Consider the following 14,174-nt stretch of genomic DNA (forward strand, 5'->3'; position numbering starts at 1 on the left):
CTCAGCGCCTCCCGCCCGGGCCGGGCGCGGCCCCGCTCGTGGCCGCCGGGCGGCGGCCCTGGTTGTCCAGCAGGTACAGGGCGCGGTGGATGGCCGAGGCGCCGGGCGGCGCCTCGGCCTCAGGCCCGCCGGTGGGGGCCGACAGCCACAGGTCGGGGTCGGCCCAGGAGGGGTCGAGCTCCACGCGGGCCGGGCCCCAGCCCGCCAGGTAGGCGGGCGCGGGGTCGGGCAGGTCGCGGTGGTGGCGGCGCACCTCGTCCCAGTAGCGGGCGAGTTGCTGGTTGGCGTGCTCGGTCACGGCCCGCGCCCGGTAGCGGCACACGTCGGCCTTGGCGCGCCACTCGCCCACCCGCGCGCCGAACTTGGCCAGCCCGGCGGGCGCCTCCCTGCCGCGGACGTCGTACTGCGCCACGACCTGCACCGCCTGGTACCTGAGGTCGGCGACCAGCCGCCACTCCCGGTCCAGCAGCCGGGACCGCAGCTGCTCCGCGGCGCGGCGGGCAGTGGCGTGCTGCTCGCGCACGAACGGGGTTTCCGGGGACTCGACCTGGCCCTGCGGCGGGACGTGCGGGATGCCGGCGAGCCCGTCGCGCCGGCCGCGGTGGCGGGCCGTCCAGCGTGCGAGGTGCGGAGGGGCCGCCCGCCGGACGACGCGGCCCACGCTTTCCGTTCTGATCATGCTCGGAATTCCCCCTGCTCTTCGCGCGCCGGCCGCCCTCGCATTTCTCCGGGGGGCGGGGTGGGCGCGGAACTCCGTGGCCGCTCATTCCGTCGGCCGGGCGCTTCCCGGCGGCCACAGAAAAAGCGATAGCACGCAAGCGCCCCCGGGCGGGCGGCCGTTGCCCCGCGTACCGGCAATCGACCGGTCTTTCCCCCGAACACGCCCGGCTGGTTACCGGCGCGCGTGCCCGGCGCGGTCGCGCGCCGGCGCGAATTCCGCACAAGTGGGCACCGGCCGGGCCGCGAGGTTCTATGTTGGTAGGCATGGCCACGGACGTTCCGCACGCCGCCCCCACGCACGCCGAACTCGTCACGGAATTGAAGTCCTTGCGCCGCCCCGGTCTGATCGGGCTGCGCTCCGTCGAACTGCCCGCCCTGCGGGACGCCGCCGTCCGCTGCGGGTTCTGCGCCGGCCCGGAGGACGCCCCGCTGGGCGTCGAGGAGTTGCTGCGGAAGGCCGTGCGACGGCTGGGTGAGGAGGGGCCGTTGGGCCGCGCGGCCCTGGTCACCTTCGGCCTGGCGGCGGGCACGCGCGGCAACCCGGCCCAGGACCGCCGCAAGGATGCGGCCCGCGCGTACGGGGTGAGCACGGAGACCTTCCGCAAGCACCAGGAGGTCCAGGTCATCGCCCAGGTCGCGGAGGCGGTCCTGGCCCTGTGCAGGGCCGCTGACGCGGCGGCCGTCCGCGACGGCGTCACGGGAGCGGGCACGCCGCCGGTCGCGGCCGTCCCGGCCTCCACGCCGCCCGGTTCCGCGGCGCCGCCGCCGGGCTCCGGGACGGCGGGCCCGGGAACGCCCGGGCCGACCCGGTCAGGGCCGGTCATGACCGGGCCCGTGCCGCCCGGCCCGGGAGCGCCGGGTGCCGGGCCGACCGGCCCCGGGGCCTCCGGCCCGGGAACGTCCGGCTTCGGAGCGCCCGTTCCCCGAGCCCCGAGCCCCGGACACCGCGGCCCGGGGACGCCGGGCTCCACGGGCACCGACCCGTCCGGGCCGGGAGTGCCCCTCTCCGGAAGTTCCGGCGCGGGAGCGCCCGGCTCCGGCCCGTCGGGTTCGGGAGCGCTCGTCTTCGAGAGTTCCGGCGCGGGTGCGCCCGGCTCCGGCTCGTCCGGTCCGGGAGTGCCCGTCACCGGGGCGTACCGGGCCGGCGGGACAGCCGGCAACGGCCGAGCCTCCGCCCGCGACGGCTCGGCGCCGCTGCCGAAGGACGACGACAGCCCGCCGTTCCAGGTGGAGACCACCGTCGCCGACGCGCCCACGCCCTTCGTGCTGCACGTCTCGCCCGTGGACCTGCTGCGCGACATCGACATCGTCGTCTCCTCGGAGAACGTCTACCTGGAGCTGTCCAAGACCTTCTGGCCCACGGTCTCGGGGGCCCTGCGGCGGGCCGCCGCCGTGCGCGACGCGGCCGGCGAGCTGGTGGACGACGTGCTGGCCAGGGAGCTGGACGCCTGGGTGCGGCGGCACGGCCGCCCGGGGCTGCCGGTGCGGCCGGGCACGGTCGCCGCGACCTCCTCCGGCGCGCTGGCCGCCCAGGGCATCCGCCGCATCTACCACGCGGCCGTGGCCGTTCCGCTGGCAGGCCGCGACGGCTACGAGGTGGCGACGGGGGACATCGCGCGCGCCGTGCGCGAGACCTTCGCGCTGGCGCGCGCCGAGCGCGACGCCTACGACCCGCCGCTGTCCTCCCTGTGCTTCCCGCTGATCGGCACCGGCCGGGGCCGGGTGCCTCCCGAGGTCAGCGCCCGGTGGATCGGCTGGGCCGTGCACGAGGAGCTGGTGCGCGACCCGGACTGGACCGTCCACCTCGTCATCCGCAACCGGGCGACGGCCGCCTCCATCGCGAACCTGGGCACGGCTCGCCCGCCCGCGCCGTAACGCCCGCCCGCGCCACGGCCGTTCACCCGCAGCGCCCGCGGCGGGCCCGCCGGGAGGCGTCGCGCTCGCCCGGGTCCGGCCCCGGGCGCCAGCTACGGTCGTTCAGCCGCGTGCCGGCGGCGCGCAACCGGCGCTCCAGCTCGGCCAGTTCGCCGGGGCGCGGCACGCCGTGCAGCAGCACGCCCCGGCCGTCGGGAGCCGCGACCGCCTCCAACGCCGGTGCCGCGGCGGTGCGTTCCAGGTGCGGGCCGTAGCGGCGGCGGCCCAGCGGGGTGCGGGGCAGGAGGCGCTGGTTGGCCGAGCCGCGCCACACCAGCGTCGTGGGCCGGGCCGCCTCGTAGCGGCCGGTGATCAGCGCGTCGGCGTCGCGGACGGCCGCGGCCCGGCGCGGGTCGGCGGCGATCTCCTCCTCGGTGTGGCCCGTGTACACCAGCAGGTCCGCGCCGTCGGGGCCGCCGCGCGCGGCCTCGCGAGCCGCCGCCGCCCCCGCCAGCAGCGCGGACAGTGCCTCGGGCTGCGCCAGCGGCTCGCCCCCGCTGACGGTCAGGCCCTCCGCGCCCGCCTCCAGGGCCTCGCGCCACCGGCCCACCAGGCGGTCGACGGCCTCCTCGCTCCCGCCCTCCGGGTCCCAGGTGTGCCGGGACATGCAGCCCCGGCAGGCCAGCGCGCAGCCCTGGAACCACACGCCGAGGCGCCGCCCGGGCCCCAGCGTGGCCACGGGGAAGTGCATGCTGGCGATGCGCGCCATCGAAGGCTCCGATGGCGCGGGCGCGTCGGGGGCGCGCTCCGGCGCGTGCGCCGGTTCTCTTTGTGGCTCCTGGTGGGTCATGGGAATTCCTTCCGCCGGACCGCCGCGGGAATGGGCGGCGGGCGTTCCGTCGCCACCTTGCCCCGGCCCCGGAACGGGCACCCGGGGCCACCCGGAAATCCGCCGGATGTCACCCGGAAATGGACCCGGGAATAAGGGAGTTCGGCCCCCTTTCCGGTGCAGGATGGTGACCGGGCCGCGACCGCGCCTTTTTACCGGCCGCCGTGCGGAGGTGACCGCGATGACCGATCCGACCGAATACGAGGCCCCCGGGGGCGGGCCGCCGGGGGGCGGCCCGGCCGCCGCCTCCGTGGCCTCCCCGACCGAGGAGGAGCCACAGGGGCCGGGACCGGCCGGGACCCGCGGGGACACGACGCGCCTGCCCGGGGCGTTGCGCCACCGCTTCCGCCTCCGCGACGCGCGCCCCTCCGACGACCCCGTCCGCGCGGCGGTCTACTGGGTGCAGGACGACGCCGGCGAGCGGCACGTCGTCAAGTGGTACGAGCGCGGGCACGCCACCGGGCCGCGCGTGCGCGAGGCGCTGCTGGGCACGCCCCTGCCGCACGCGCTGCGCCTGACCGAGGCCGGGGAGATCGGGGGCCATCCCTACGAGATAGCCCCGTCGTTCGGCGACACCGACCTGGCCCAGTACCGCCGGGGCTTCCCCGGCCCGGCCCCCGGGGCGCTGGTGCGGTCCGTGGTCGCCCAGCTCCACGCGGCCCTGGCCGCCGTGCACGAACGGGGCCTGGTGCACCGGGACATCAGTCCGGCCAACGTCGTCCTCGGCTCGCTCGACCCGGCAGACCCCGACCTGACCCTGATCGACTTCTCCATCGCCCGGCACCGGCTCGACCGCCCCGGCCGGCACGAGCCCTGGCAGGGCACCGCGCGGTACATGTCCCCGCAGGCCGCCGCCATGGACCAGTCGATGGAGCCCGCCGACGACTGGTGGTCCTTGGGCATGCTCGTCGCCGAGCTGGCCGGCGGGCGGCACCCCATCCGGCACGACGACCGGCGCTACGTGCTGCGCGCCGTCACCTCCGGGGAGGACCCCGACCTGTCCGCCGTCGCCGACCCGCGCGTGCTGCACCTGTGCCGGGGTCTGCTCACGCACCGGCCCGACCGCCGCTGGGGCGCGTCCGAGGTCGCCGAGTGGCTCGCGGGGGGAACGCCCCCGGTGCACGCGGACGTCCGCCCCGCCGCCGCGCCCGGCGGGCCGGGCGGGGGGCCCGGCGGCGGGGCGCGGGGCTTCGTCTTCCTCGGCCGCGCCCACACGGACCCCGTCGACCTGGGGCTCGCATGCGCGGATCACTGGCCGCAGTTCGCCGCCACGCTCGCCCGCAGGGGGCGGCGCGCCGAATTCACCCGCTGGCTGCGGCAGTTCGCCACCGCGCCGGAGGTGGACGCGGCCCGGCGCGAGGAGTTGCCTCGCCTGCTGGCCGCGCTGGAGCGGGCCCCGGACGTGGTCATGCTGGTCCGGCTGCTCACCTGGCTCGCCCCGCAGTTGCCGCCCGTCTTCCGCGACGCCGACCTGCACCCGTCCACCGGTCTGCCCGCGCTGGCCCGGCTCGCCGAGGGCGGGGACGCGCGCGCGGCGGCCCTCGTGCGCGAGCTGTCCGAGCACGCGGTGCTTCCGCTGCTGAACGCCCGGCCGGGCGGGGACGGCCTGGCCCTGGCCGACCGCCGCTGGCGCGCGGCGCTCGACGCCTGGCGGCACGAAGTGGACACGCTGCGCGGCCTGTTCCCCCCGCTGCGGGCCACCCTGAGGGACCGCCCGGAGGCGGTCGTTCTGGACGACCGGGCGGTCGCCGCGCTGCTGCACCTGGCCGCCGACCCCGACCGGTGCCGGGCCCGGCTGGACGCCCGCCTCTCCTCCGTGGAGCGCCAACTGCCCGCCCCCGTCGACTGGTTCGAGTGGCTGGTCCGGGACCGGCGGCACGCGCTGCGGCTGCTGCTGGCCGACCGGCTCGCCCCGCTGGCCGAGGACGCGGCGTACCGGGCGGACGCGGCGCGGCGGCAGCGGGAGGCGGAGGCCAGGGTCACGGCCCTGGGGTGGTGGCTCCAGCGGGCCGTGGACGCGCAGCGGCTGCCCTCCGCGCTGGGGTGGGCGGCGGCCGGGGCCGCCGGGGTGACGTTCCCGTGGCTCCTGGTCATCGGCGCCGCGGACGTCGCGGGCCTGGCCCCGCAGGGCGCGGTCGTCACCGCGTGGGGGCTGGCCATCCCCGCGGCGGCGGCGGTGCTGGCGATGGAGCTGTGGATCGCCGTCCGGGTCGGCGGCAGCGCGTACCACCCCGGTTTCTCGCTGGCCGAGGCGGTGATCACGGGCGCGGAGCGGATCGCCCGCCCGGCGCGCCGGCACCGGACGCTGGCCGCCGCGGCCCTGTCCGCGGCGGTCTTCGTCCTCTTCCTGGCGATGACGGTGGCCCCCTGGTCCTGGCCGGCCGCGACGGTGATCGCCGTCGGCTGGTGGACCTGGCGCCGTCACTGGGCCTGGCGCTCCGACCTGGTCACGCGGTGGCTGGACCGCCGGGCGCCGAACGCGCCGAACGCGCTCGGTGCGGGCGGTGCACCGTCCGGGGACGCCGCCGGGCCCCCCGGCGGCGGGCGGCGGGGCCCCGGCCCGGACGGCGCGGGCGCCCCCGGGGAGCGCGAGGAGGGAGACACCGACGTGCCCGGAACGGCGGGAGGCGGGGCTTCGCCCGGTGACGCCGGGGCGGCCGGGGCCGGCCCGGGAGCGCGCGGCGGGGTGTCACCCGCCGCGGCGGACGACGGCGGCGCCGGGGCGGGCGGGCGGGCCGCGCCGCCGGGACCTGGTTCGGGGACGGGCGAAGGGGGCGGATCGTGAGCTTCGGATACGCGGATCCTCAGGTGACGGTGGTGACGCCTGCCTTCGACTTCCCCGACGCGCCGCAGGTGGCCGTCCCCGACCTGGAGGGGATCGTCGACGGGGCGACGGACGCCGCGTTCGACGCCGTCGTGGAGCTGGCCGGGGCCGCGCTGATCGGCCTCGGCGCGCTCAGCGGCGCCCTGCTGGCCGCCCGCGCCGCCATGGCCGGCACGCAACTGCTCGCCGACGCCGCCGTCCGCGCCGGCCAGGCGCACCGTGTCCGCGAGGCCGCTCAGTGCCGGGAGGCGCGGCTGCGCGAACTGTGGCAGGACGCCGCGTTCGCCGTCGCCGGGACCAACGCCCGGCTCGCCGCGCTGCGCGCCCGGACCGTCCGCCTCTCCGCTGGCGGACCGGGCGGGAGCGCGGGCCCCGGCACCGGCCCCGGGAGCCCAACGCCCCCGCTGCCCGGGCCCCTTGACCCCGCCGGGATGCGCATCGAGCGCGTGCACCAGTGGCTCGCCGAGGCCGACCGCGCCATCCGCGCGGCCGAGGCGGAGCTGGCCCGCCGCACCCTGACGGCCGCCGCCGACCGGGACGGCGCCGAGTCCGGGCGTTTCCCCGGCGCCGCCGAGACGCTCGCCCGCCTGCGCGCCGAGCGGGAGCGCGCGCTGGCCGCCTACGCCGCCGCCGGCACCCCCGAGGCGGCCGACGCCGCCATCCCGGCCTACGAGTCCACCGTCCCCGACGCCCACGCCCTCGACGCCGCGCGGGCCGCCGCCTTCGGCGCCGGGCTGCTGGCCGGCCTCGACCCCGCCGTCACCCCGGAGGAGTACGGGCGCGTGCACCGCGCCGTCGGCCACGCCGCCGAGCTGGCCGACCGCGAACCGGCCGCCGCCCGGCGGCACCTGGAGGAGGCGCTGGACGCGGCCCACCTCGCCAACTGGGAGGCCGCCGACCGCCGCGAGACCGCCGAGTGGGCAGCCCGGCAACTGGCCGTGCTGGAACGCCCGTTGCCGCCCAGCGCGTCCGCGGGACTGGCGGACCCGGCCCCCGAGATCGCCGCCCTGCGCGGCCTCCTGGCCGGAAGCGGGCCCGTCGAGCCGCGCCTGCGCGCCGAGATCAGCGTCCGCGTCGCCGCCCAGGAGGCCGCTCTGCGCCGGGTGTACGTCCTGCGGCAGTTCACCGAGGCCATCGCCGCCGCCGGGCCCCGGTCCGAGACACCGGGGGAGGCCCTGCCCGGCCTGACCGTGGAGGACCCGGCCCCCGGCGTCCGGCACCTGGTCTGGCAGCCCCCCGGCTGGGACGAGGACCACTGGCTGCGGCTGACCGTGGACCCGCACGGCGCCGTGCGGGTCAGGACCGAGCACCGGCCGCGCGCCGCGGGCGAGGAGAGCCGGGAGGCCAGGGAGCTGGACCTGCGGCGCTGCCGCGAGGGCCGCGCGCTGCTCGTCGGCATCGCCCGGACGTTCGACCGGGCCGGGCTCGCGCTGGACCTCACCTACGACGACACGCGGACCTTCCCCGGCCCCGACGTGACGGCCGCCCGCGCGCTCCACACCCGGCTCTCGGACGAGCCCGCCGTGCGGTACCGCGACCCACGGGAGCCCAAGTGACGAGGCCAAGGCCGGAGTTGCCCGGCAGCCTGAACGCTCCGCCCTTCGCGCGGGAGCTGGCCGGGACCCTCAGCGTCCACGCGCAGTACGTCCTGCACGGCAACGTCCACGACGACTACCTCCTCACCCACCAACGCGACGACCACGCCCTGGACCTGCCCGGGCTGCTGTGGCCCGTCCTCTTCAGCCTGGGGTACTCCGCCCTGGTCCGCTACGACATCGTGGACGGCCTCACCGTCTACCCCGACCAGGAGGCGGAGGCGGCGCTCGTGGAGAGCGTGATCGGCCGCGGCCGGCTGGGCCGCTCCCGCGGCGGACGGCTGGTGCGCGGCGAGCGCCCGCCCCAACTGCTCGACCTGGAGCCGCTGCTGCGCGCCATCGCCACCGGCCTGCCGGAGCGGGCCGCGCCCCGGGAGGACCCGCGCGTCTCCGCCGGGCAGGCGGCGTACCGCCCGGCCGAGGAGCGGCACCCGCTGCGGCTGGCCGTGCTGGTGGACTACGCCTCACGCATCCCCAACGCCGTCTCCCGCCTGGAGCCGGCCGAGCGCGACTTCTTCCTCGGCTGCCTGAAGCTCGCCAACGAGGTGGAGCCCGCGCCCCATCCCCGCGACGGGCGGGCTCTGTTCAACCCCGTGATCTGGGTGACGGACAGCGAGCGCGACCTGCCGACCTGGCTGGTCTCCGGCAGCGCCCGGGTGCGCGCGATCGGCATCCCGCTTCCCGACTCGGGGGACAGGGAGCGGATGGCCCGCCTCCAGGCCGCGGAGTTCGACGCGCCCCCGCCCGAACCGTTCGCCGAGGGCTCGCTGTTACTCAAAGGCGCGCCGCGGCCCGGCGGCGGCACCCGCGAGGAGTACGAGTTCGCCCGCGCCGCGGCCGGCCTGCGGCTGCGGGACATGCGCGAGAGCGCGGTGCTGGCCCGCGACCGGGGGCTGCCGTTCGCGCGGATGCCCGACGCGGTGCGCATCTACCGCCTCGGCGTCGGCCGCAACCCCTGGCGCGGCGACCACGTGCGCAAGGAGATCAGGGACGGCGAGAAGACGATCCGCAGGCGGGTCCTCGGCCAGGAGGCCGCCGTCCGCCAGACCATGGACATCCTCAAGCGGGCCGCCCTCGGCCTGTCCGGCGCGCAGGCCGCGCACCCCGGGCAGCGCCCGCGCGGCGTGCTGTTCTTCGCCGGGCCTACGGGCACGGGAAAGACCGAGCTGGCCAAGGCCGTTGCCGCCACGCTGTTCGGCAGCGAGGACGCCTGCCTGCGCTTCGACATGAGCGAGTTCTCCGCCCCGCACTCGGCCGACCGGCTGGTGGGCGCCCCGCCCGGGTACGTCGGGTACGAGGCGGGCGGGGAGTTGACCAGCAAGGTGCGCGAAGACCCCTTCCGCGTCGTCCTGTTCGACGAGATCGAGAAGGCCGACAAGGGCGTGCTGGACAAGTTCCTCCAGGTGCTGGAGGACGGGCGGCTGACCGACGGGCAGGGCATCACCACGTACTTCAGCGAGTGCGTGCTGATCTTCACCTCCAACCTCGGCGTGCAGCGGGAGAATCCGCAGACCCGCCGCAAGGAGTGGGTCGTCGCGCCCGGCACGCCCTACCCCGAGCTCGCCGCCCGGGTCGGCGAGGGCGTGCGGCGGCACTTCACGGAGGTGGTCGGCCGCCCCGAGCTGATGAACCGGCTCGGCGGCAACGTCGTCGTCTTCGACTTCATCAGCCCCGCCGTCGCGCGGCGGATCTTCGACCTCCAGGTCGCCAACCTCACGGCCCTGCTGCGCAACGACCACCAACTGCACCTGGTCCTCGCCGAGCCGGTCGCGGAGTGGCTGGCCACGCGCTGCACCGCCCGCCTGGAGGACGGCGGGCGCGGGATCGGCAACGACCTGGAGACGGCCCTGATCAACCCCCTGGCGCGGGAGCTGTTCGCGCAGGAGGAGCTGCCGCCGGGCAGCCTGGTCACGGTCCGCTCGATCCGCGAGGACGCCGACAGCGGGGTCCGGCTGGAGCTGACCCTGGTGCCCGGGCCGCGCCCGGCGCCGGCGCGGGAGGAGCCCGCGCGGGAGGCCCGGCCGTGACGGACACGGCCCCAACCCCTCGCGGCCAGGAGGACGTTGACCCGGAACGGGCCCTGAGGTCGGTGATCGACAGCGTCAAGGCGCCCCGGACCGGGAGCCCGGCAAGCGGCGTGCCGCTGACGCCCGGGACCCCTGAGGGCGTTCCCGAGGACCCGGCCGGGCCGCCCGGGGACCGGCCCCCTCCGGGTCGTCCGGGGGACGACGCGGCGCCTCCCTGCTGGAACTGCGGCCAGGAGCTGCCCCCCGGCCCCGACCCCTGCCCGCACTGCCTCGCCTCCCGGGCCTGGCTGGAGGTGACCCTGCACTGCCCGCAGCCGCTGAGCCTGCGGGCGGGCGACGCGCCGCTGCGCCTGGGCCGCGACCCGGCCTGGGCCCCGCTCGCCGCCCCCGGCCTGGCCGGCTCCCCCGGCGTCTCCCGCCGCCACGCGGTCCTGGCGCTCGCCGCCGACGGCACGGCCTGGGTGACGGACGGCGAGGGCCCCGCCCCCGGCGCGGCCCCCTGCGTCCCGGCGAGCGTTCCGGCGGGAGCCCCGGCGGCGGGAAGCACGAACGGCACCTGGGTGAACGGCACCCGCCTCCCGCCCGGCGGCTCCCTCCCCCTGAGGGACGGCGACGGCCTCGCCCTGGGCCGCCGCGTCCACGGCACCATCCGGGTCTACGCCCCCGGCAGCGCGTCCGGCAGCGCGTCCGGCAGCGCGTCCGGCGGGTAGATCGCGGCCCGCAGCGCCGCCAGCATCCGGTTCGCCGCCCACAGCCCGTCCTCGGTGGAGAGCGTGTAGGTCATCTCCGGCTCCGCCTTCAGCGCCCCGGGCGCGCACCGGTCCCCGAAGAGCACGTAGGCGTTGCGCGGCCGGTGCCGGCGCGACTGCCACACCATGCCCGCCGCCCGGGGTGCTCCCCGGCGCAGCGCCAGGGCCCACTGCCGGGTCTGGGCGTAGCCGGGGCCCTCGCTCTCCAGCAGCCACGCGTCCTGCCCGACCGCCGCCAGGTCCTCCTCGGCGACGAGCTGAATCAGCGTCAGTGGCTCGGCCGTCCACAGCCGCGAGAGGCGATAACGCGCCGCCTGCGCCCAGGGGATGAGCCGTTCGCCGCCGGGGCCGCCGAACTCCCGCGAGCGCAGGAAGACTTCGGCCAGCGCGGTGGCGGGCTGATCCGCCACGTACAGGTACGGGAACGGGTCGGCCTCCGTCGAGTCGAAGCGGCTGCCGCCGAAGTGCGAGTGCGCCACCAGGGTCTTGAACTCCGCGGCGCCCCGCCCGGCCGGGTGGCAGCGCCACAGCTCGGTCCCGGAGGGCAGCGTCGTCAGCCTCGGGGTCAGCCCGGGGGGCGGGGGATAGGCCGGCATCAGTCCTCCCCCTCGACCAGCGCGCGGGCGGCGGCCGTCAGCCGTTCGTCCGGGATGCTGCCGATCAGCTCCGCGGGCGTTCCGGCCAGCCAGCGGTTCCCGCCCAGCCACCAGTCGGCGGCGCCCCACGGGTCGCGGTCGGCCAGCAACAGGCGGTTGACCTCGGCCACCACCCGGTGCGGCGAGCCAGCGCCCACCGGGAACTGGAAGTCCGGGTAGCGCGCGCCGCGTTCGGGGTCGGACAGCCGGATCAGCCCGGCACCCAGCGGGTCGGCGGCGGGCCCCGGGTCGAGTTCGGCCCCGGAGCGGGAGGGGGCGTTCAGCAGGCGCCGCCGGGCCGCCGCCAGGACGCGTTCGGCGGCCAGGTTCGCCTCGAGATCGGTGAGTTGGCGCAGCAGCGCCTCGGCCCGGTCGGGGACGGCGACCACGGCGGCGGGGCTGCTGCGCATCTGCTCCACGGCCAGCTCGCGCAGCGGGCTGTCGAAGGGCAGGGGGATCAGCGCCTGCCGCACCCGCATCAGCGCCCTTCTGACCTCCCGCGGGTCCTCCCCGGCCGCCGTCAGCGCCGTGACCGCCGCGAGTAGCATCCGTAGCTGATCCGGCGTCAACTCCGCGCGCAGCTCGTCCAGTCGCTCGCCGATCTCGTTCAGCAACTCGGCGGCCGAGTTCGCCGCGTCGCCCTCTGCTGCTCCCACTCCCGCTCCTCCTCCAGCTCCCTCACGGGTGCCGTCCGTATCCTTCGCCGGTCCCTGCCGGTCCTTACCCGTCTCCGCACGACCCGTTCCCGCGCGCCGGCCGACCGGCCGCAGCCGGACGGGGGTTGCCCGCCCCTCCACCGCCACGTGGTGGTGGAAGACGGCCATCAACAGCGCCGCCGCCCCGTCGGGGACGGTCCAGCGCGACCCGACCGCGTCCGTGGCCCCCCGCGCCACGAACGCGGTCGTCCGCGCCAGCGCCTCGTCGTGGTCCCGCCGCGACAGGTCGGTCTCGCAGGCACTGAGCACCACCAGCGGCCCGGCCCCGCCGGGCCCGGGCGCCGGGCCCGCCGGGCGGTCCAGGATGCGGGTGACGGTCAGCCGCCCGTCCGCGCCGGGCACGGGGGCCAGGTCCAGGCCGGAGGCGGTGGGCCGCGGGCCGGCCGAGCCCTGCGAGGCGATGTGCAGGAGGGAGGCGGTGGCTCGCTCCGGCGTGCCGGGCAGCACGCCCAGCAGCTCCTCGGGGGTCCCGGGCCCGTGCACCGGGGGGCCGGGGTCGTCCAGGAACCAGGTAGACCAGCGCGTGCGCCCCGCACCGCTCCAGTCCGGCCGCCAGCTCCGCGGGCCCGGGTGGCGCCCCCTCCGCGCCACCCGGGCCCTCCCCCGCGCCGGGGGCGGCGCGCAGCGCGGCCAGGGCCTGCCGCCGCAGCGTGCTCGGGATCAGTGGCTCACCGGCGGCCGGCCACTCGGCCGCCCCGGCGGCGGGCGCGGCCCGGCGCCACCGCTCCGCCAGGTCGCGGTGCCCCAGCGCCTCCAACTGCTCGGGAACGCCCGCCGGGACCGCCGCCGCCCGCAGCACCAGCCCCCGCCCCGCCGCCGCCCGCGCCACGTCCCCCTCGGCCACCGCCCACCCGGCGACCACCAGCCCCCGACTGGCCCCCGCCCGCGCGGCGCGCAGCCCGTGCTCGGTGCCCGGCTGCATCAGCACTTCGTTCCCCAGTACACGCGACGACGCGAGCCCGGCGCCGATGGCCCCGGAGGCATCCCCGGCCTCGGCGCTCCCGCGCGGGGCGCGGATCTCGGCGAGGTCCCGCAACAGGCCCCGGCGGGCGTCGAGCTGGGTCGCTGACTCCGAGTCAGCCTTCATCCGCTCCAGTTCGGCGATGGCCGTGTCCAGGCCGGCGGCGTCCCCGTCCAGCTCATGGGCGAGCCTCAGGGCTAGGGGCAGGAAGCGGCGGGCCCGGGCTTCTTGCCCGGCGAAGGAGGACTCGCCGCCCGGCGCGTCCCTGGCACGTTCCACCGCCGCTCTGATCCGCGCGGGATCGCGGCCCAGGAACCCGGAGAGCACCGGCTCGTGCAACGCCACCGAGTCCAGGAGGGAACGGAAGGCTGCCGGCGCGCCAGGACTGTCCCGTGCCCGTTCCAGGTGTCCGACGGCCTCACGGATGGCCTCGCGCACGCCCGCGGGGTTCGCGACGCCCGGGGCAGTGGCGTCGGCGAGGAGTTCGAGCAGGGCCGCGTTCCGGTCGGCGCCCTCCTCCGCGGCCGGAGAGCCGGGTTCGGGGCCGGCTTCGGGGCCGGCTCCGGCCGCTTCCTCCGCCGGAGCGGCCGGGATCTTCTGCTCGCCCATCAGCGGCAGGTGAGAGAACACCACCTTGAGCTGGTCGTCGAACGGTCCGACGACCCGCGCCTCCGCCCCCAGCCGATCGAGCAACTCGACGACAGGGCGCGCGTCCCGGGTGCCCGGCTCGGCGCGAAGGAATCTGACGAACGGCGCGAACTGTGCGAACTGACTCGCCAGGGGCTCGGGCAGCGGCTTCGCGTTCAGCCTCGCCAGCAGTTCATCGACCTCGGCCGCCCAGGACTCCAGGCCGTCCGCCGATTCCGGTCCGAGCCGGCTCGTCCGGTCCAGGATCCGGCCGAGACCGGGCAGGCCGCCTCCGGGCCGTGAACCGGGCATCGGGGCAACGAGCGGGAGGAGGAGCAGGGCCGCCCTGAGCCGGTCCTCCTTTGTGAGGTCGCCGGGCGTTCCGGCGGCGTCCGCGGCCCGGACCGCGCGGAGCAGGCGCAGGCCCTCCGAACGGTCCCGGTCCGGGTGCTCGCTGCCCTGCACGTAGCGGATGGCGTGGAGGCAGCCGAGCCTTGCCCGCAGCGTCGCGGCCCGCGGGGCGTCGTTCGGCAGCGCCCGTTCCACCGCGGCGATCGGCGCCAGCACCTCATCCGGC

The 14,174-nt window shown here is 77.9% G+C and carries 11 protein-coding genes and 1 pseudogene; 7 read left to right on the forward strand and 5 right to left on the reverse strand.

Annotated features, from left to right (window positions below; all coding sequences use genetic code 11):
* Position 1: 1 nt before the first annotated feature.
* On the reverse strand, positions 2–679 hold the full coding sequence (locus RM780_RS18905) for a hypothetical protein (protein ID WP_311631962.1): 678 nt from the start codon (positions 677–679) through the stop codon (positions 2–4).
* A gap of 305 nt (positions 680–984) precedes the next feature.
* Here RM780_RS18905 and RM780_RS18910 point away from each other — a divergent pair, with 305 nt between their 5' ends.
* Entirely contained in the window at positions 985–2,595 is a 1,611-nt protein-coding gene (locus tag RM780_RS18910; protein ID WP_311631963.1) for a macro domain-containing protein, read from the forward strand.
* A 22-nt stretch (positions 2,596–2,617) separates the two neighbouring features.
* Here the strand turns inward: RM780_RS18910 and RM780_RS18915 are convergent, their stop codons facing one another.
* The gene (locus RM780_RS18915) at positions 2,618–3,343 is read right to left on the reverse strand and encodes a 4Fe-4S cluster-binding domain-containing protein (protein ID WP_311631964.1); all 726 of its coding nucleotides are present in this window, start codon (positions 3,341–3,343) and stop codon (positions 2,618–2,620) included.
* A gap of 301 nt (positions 3,344–3,644) precedes the next feature.
* Here RM780_RS18915 and RM780_RS18920 point away from each other — a divergent pair, with 301 nt between their 5' ends.
* The 4 genes from RM780_RS18920 to RM780_RS18935 are packed head-to-tail and all read left to right on the forward strand — an operon-like array spanning position 3,645 to position 10,619.
* Entirely contained in the window at positions 3,645–6,248 is a 2,604-nt protein-coding gene (locus tag RM780_RS18920; RefSeq protein WP_311631965.1) for a serine/threonine protein kinase, read from the forward strand.
* Complete coding sequence (locus RM780_RS18925) at positions 6,245–7,843, forward strand: hypothetical protein (RefSeq protein ID WP_311631966.1); 1,599 nt, start codon at positions 6,245–6,247, stop codon at positions 7,841–7,843. Before RM780_RS18920 ends, RM780_RS18925 begins: the two co-directional genes overlap by 4 nt.
* Complete coding sequence (locus tag RM780_RS18930; protein WP_311631967.1) at positions 7,840–9,909, forward strand: AAA family ATPase; 2,070 nt, start codon at positions 7,840–7,842, stop codon at positions 9,907–9,909. Before RM780_RS18925 ends, RM780_RS18930 begins: the two co-directional genes overlap by 4 nt.
* Positions 9,906–10,619 (forward strand): FHA domain-containing protein, encoded by a 714-nt coding sequence (locus RM780_RS18935; RefSeq protein ID WP_311631968.1) that lies wholly within the window; start codon positions 9,906–9,908, stop codon positions 10,617–10,619. The genes RM780_RS18930 and RM780_RS18935 overlap by 4 nt, the downstream gene beginning before the upstream one ends.
* On the opposite strand, the gene RM780_RS18940 is transcribed toward RM780_RS18935, so the two are convergent.
* The 3 genes and pseudogenes from RM780_RS18940 to RM780_RS27860 all read right to left on the reverse strand — a co-directional run.
* The gene (locus tag RM780_RS18940) at positions 10,565–11,254 is read right to left on the reverse strand and encodes an RES family NAD+ phosphorylase (protein ID WP_311631969.1); all 690 of its coding nucleotides are present in this window, start codon (positions 11,252–11,254) and stop codon (positions 10,565–10,567) included. The two genes, RM780_RS18935 and RM780_RS18940, sit on opposite strands and share 55 nt — an antisense overlap.
* Positions 11,254–11,949, reverse strand: coding sequence for a hypothetical protein (locus tag RM780_RS18945; protein ID WP_311631970.1), 696 nt, complete (start codon positions 11,947–11,949; stop codon positions 11,254–11,256). Before RM780_RS18945 ends, RM780_RS18940 begins: the two co-directional genes overlap by 1 nt.
* Before the next feature lie 108 nt (positions 11,950–12,057).
* A pseudogene (locus tag RM780_RS27860) lies at positions 12,058–12,483 on the reverse strand (CHAT domain-containing protein); the annotation flags it as partial.
* Positions 12,484–12,532: 49 nt separating this feature from the next.
* Here RM780_RS27860 and RM780_RS27965 point away from each other — a divergent pair.
* Together RM780_RS27965 and RM780_RS27865 are read left to right on the forward strand one after the other, a co-directional pair.
* On the forward strand, positions 12,533–13,078 hold the full coding sequence (locus RM780_RS27965) for a hypothetical protein (RefSeq protein ID WP_449657202.1): 546 nt from the start codon (positions 12,533–12,535) through the stop codon (positions 13,076–13,078).
* Positions 13,079–13,375: 297 nt separating this feature from the next.
* Positions 13,376–13,900 (forward strand): hypothetical protein, encoded by a 525-nt coding sequence (locus RM780_RS27865; RefSeq protein WP_394813015.1) that lies wholly within the window; start codon positions 13,376–13,378, stop codon positions 13,898–13,900.
* Positions 13,901–14,174: the final 274 nt, after the last annotated feature.

The sequence above is a fragment of the Streptomyces boetiae genome, from assembly GCF_031845405.1.
Classification (GTDB): Bacteria; Actinomycetota; Actinomycetes; order Streptomycetales; family Streptomycetaceae; genus Streptomyces; species Streptomyces boetiae.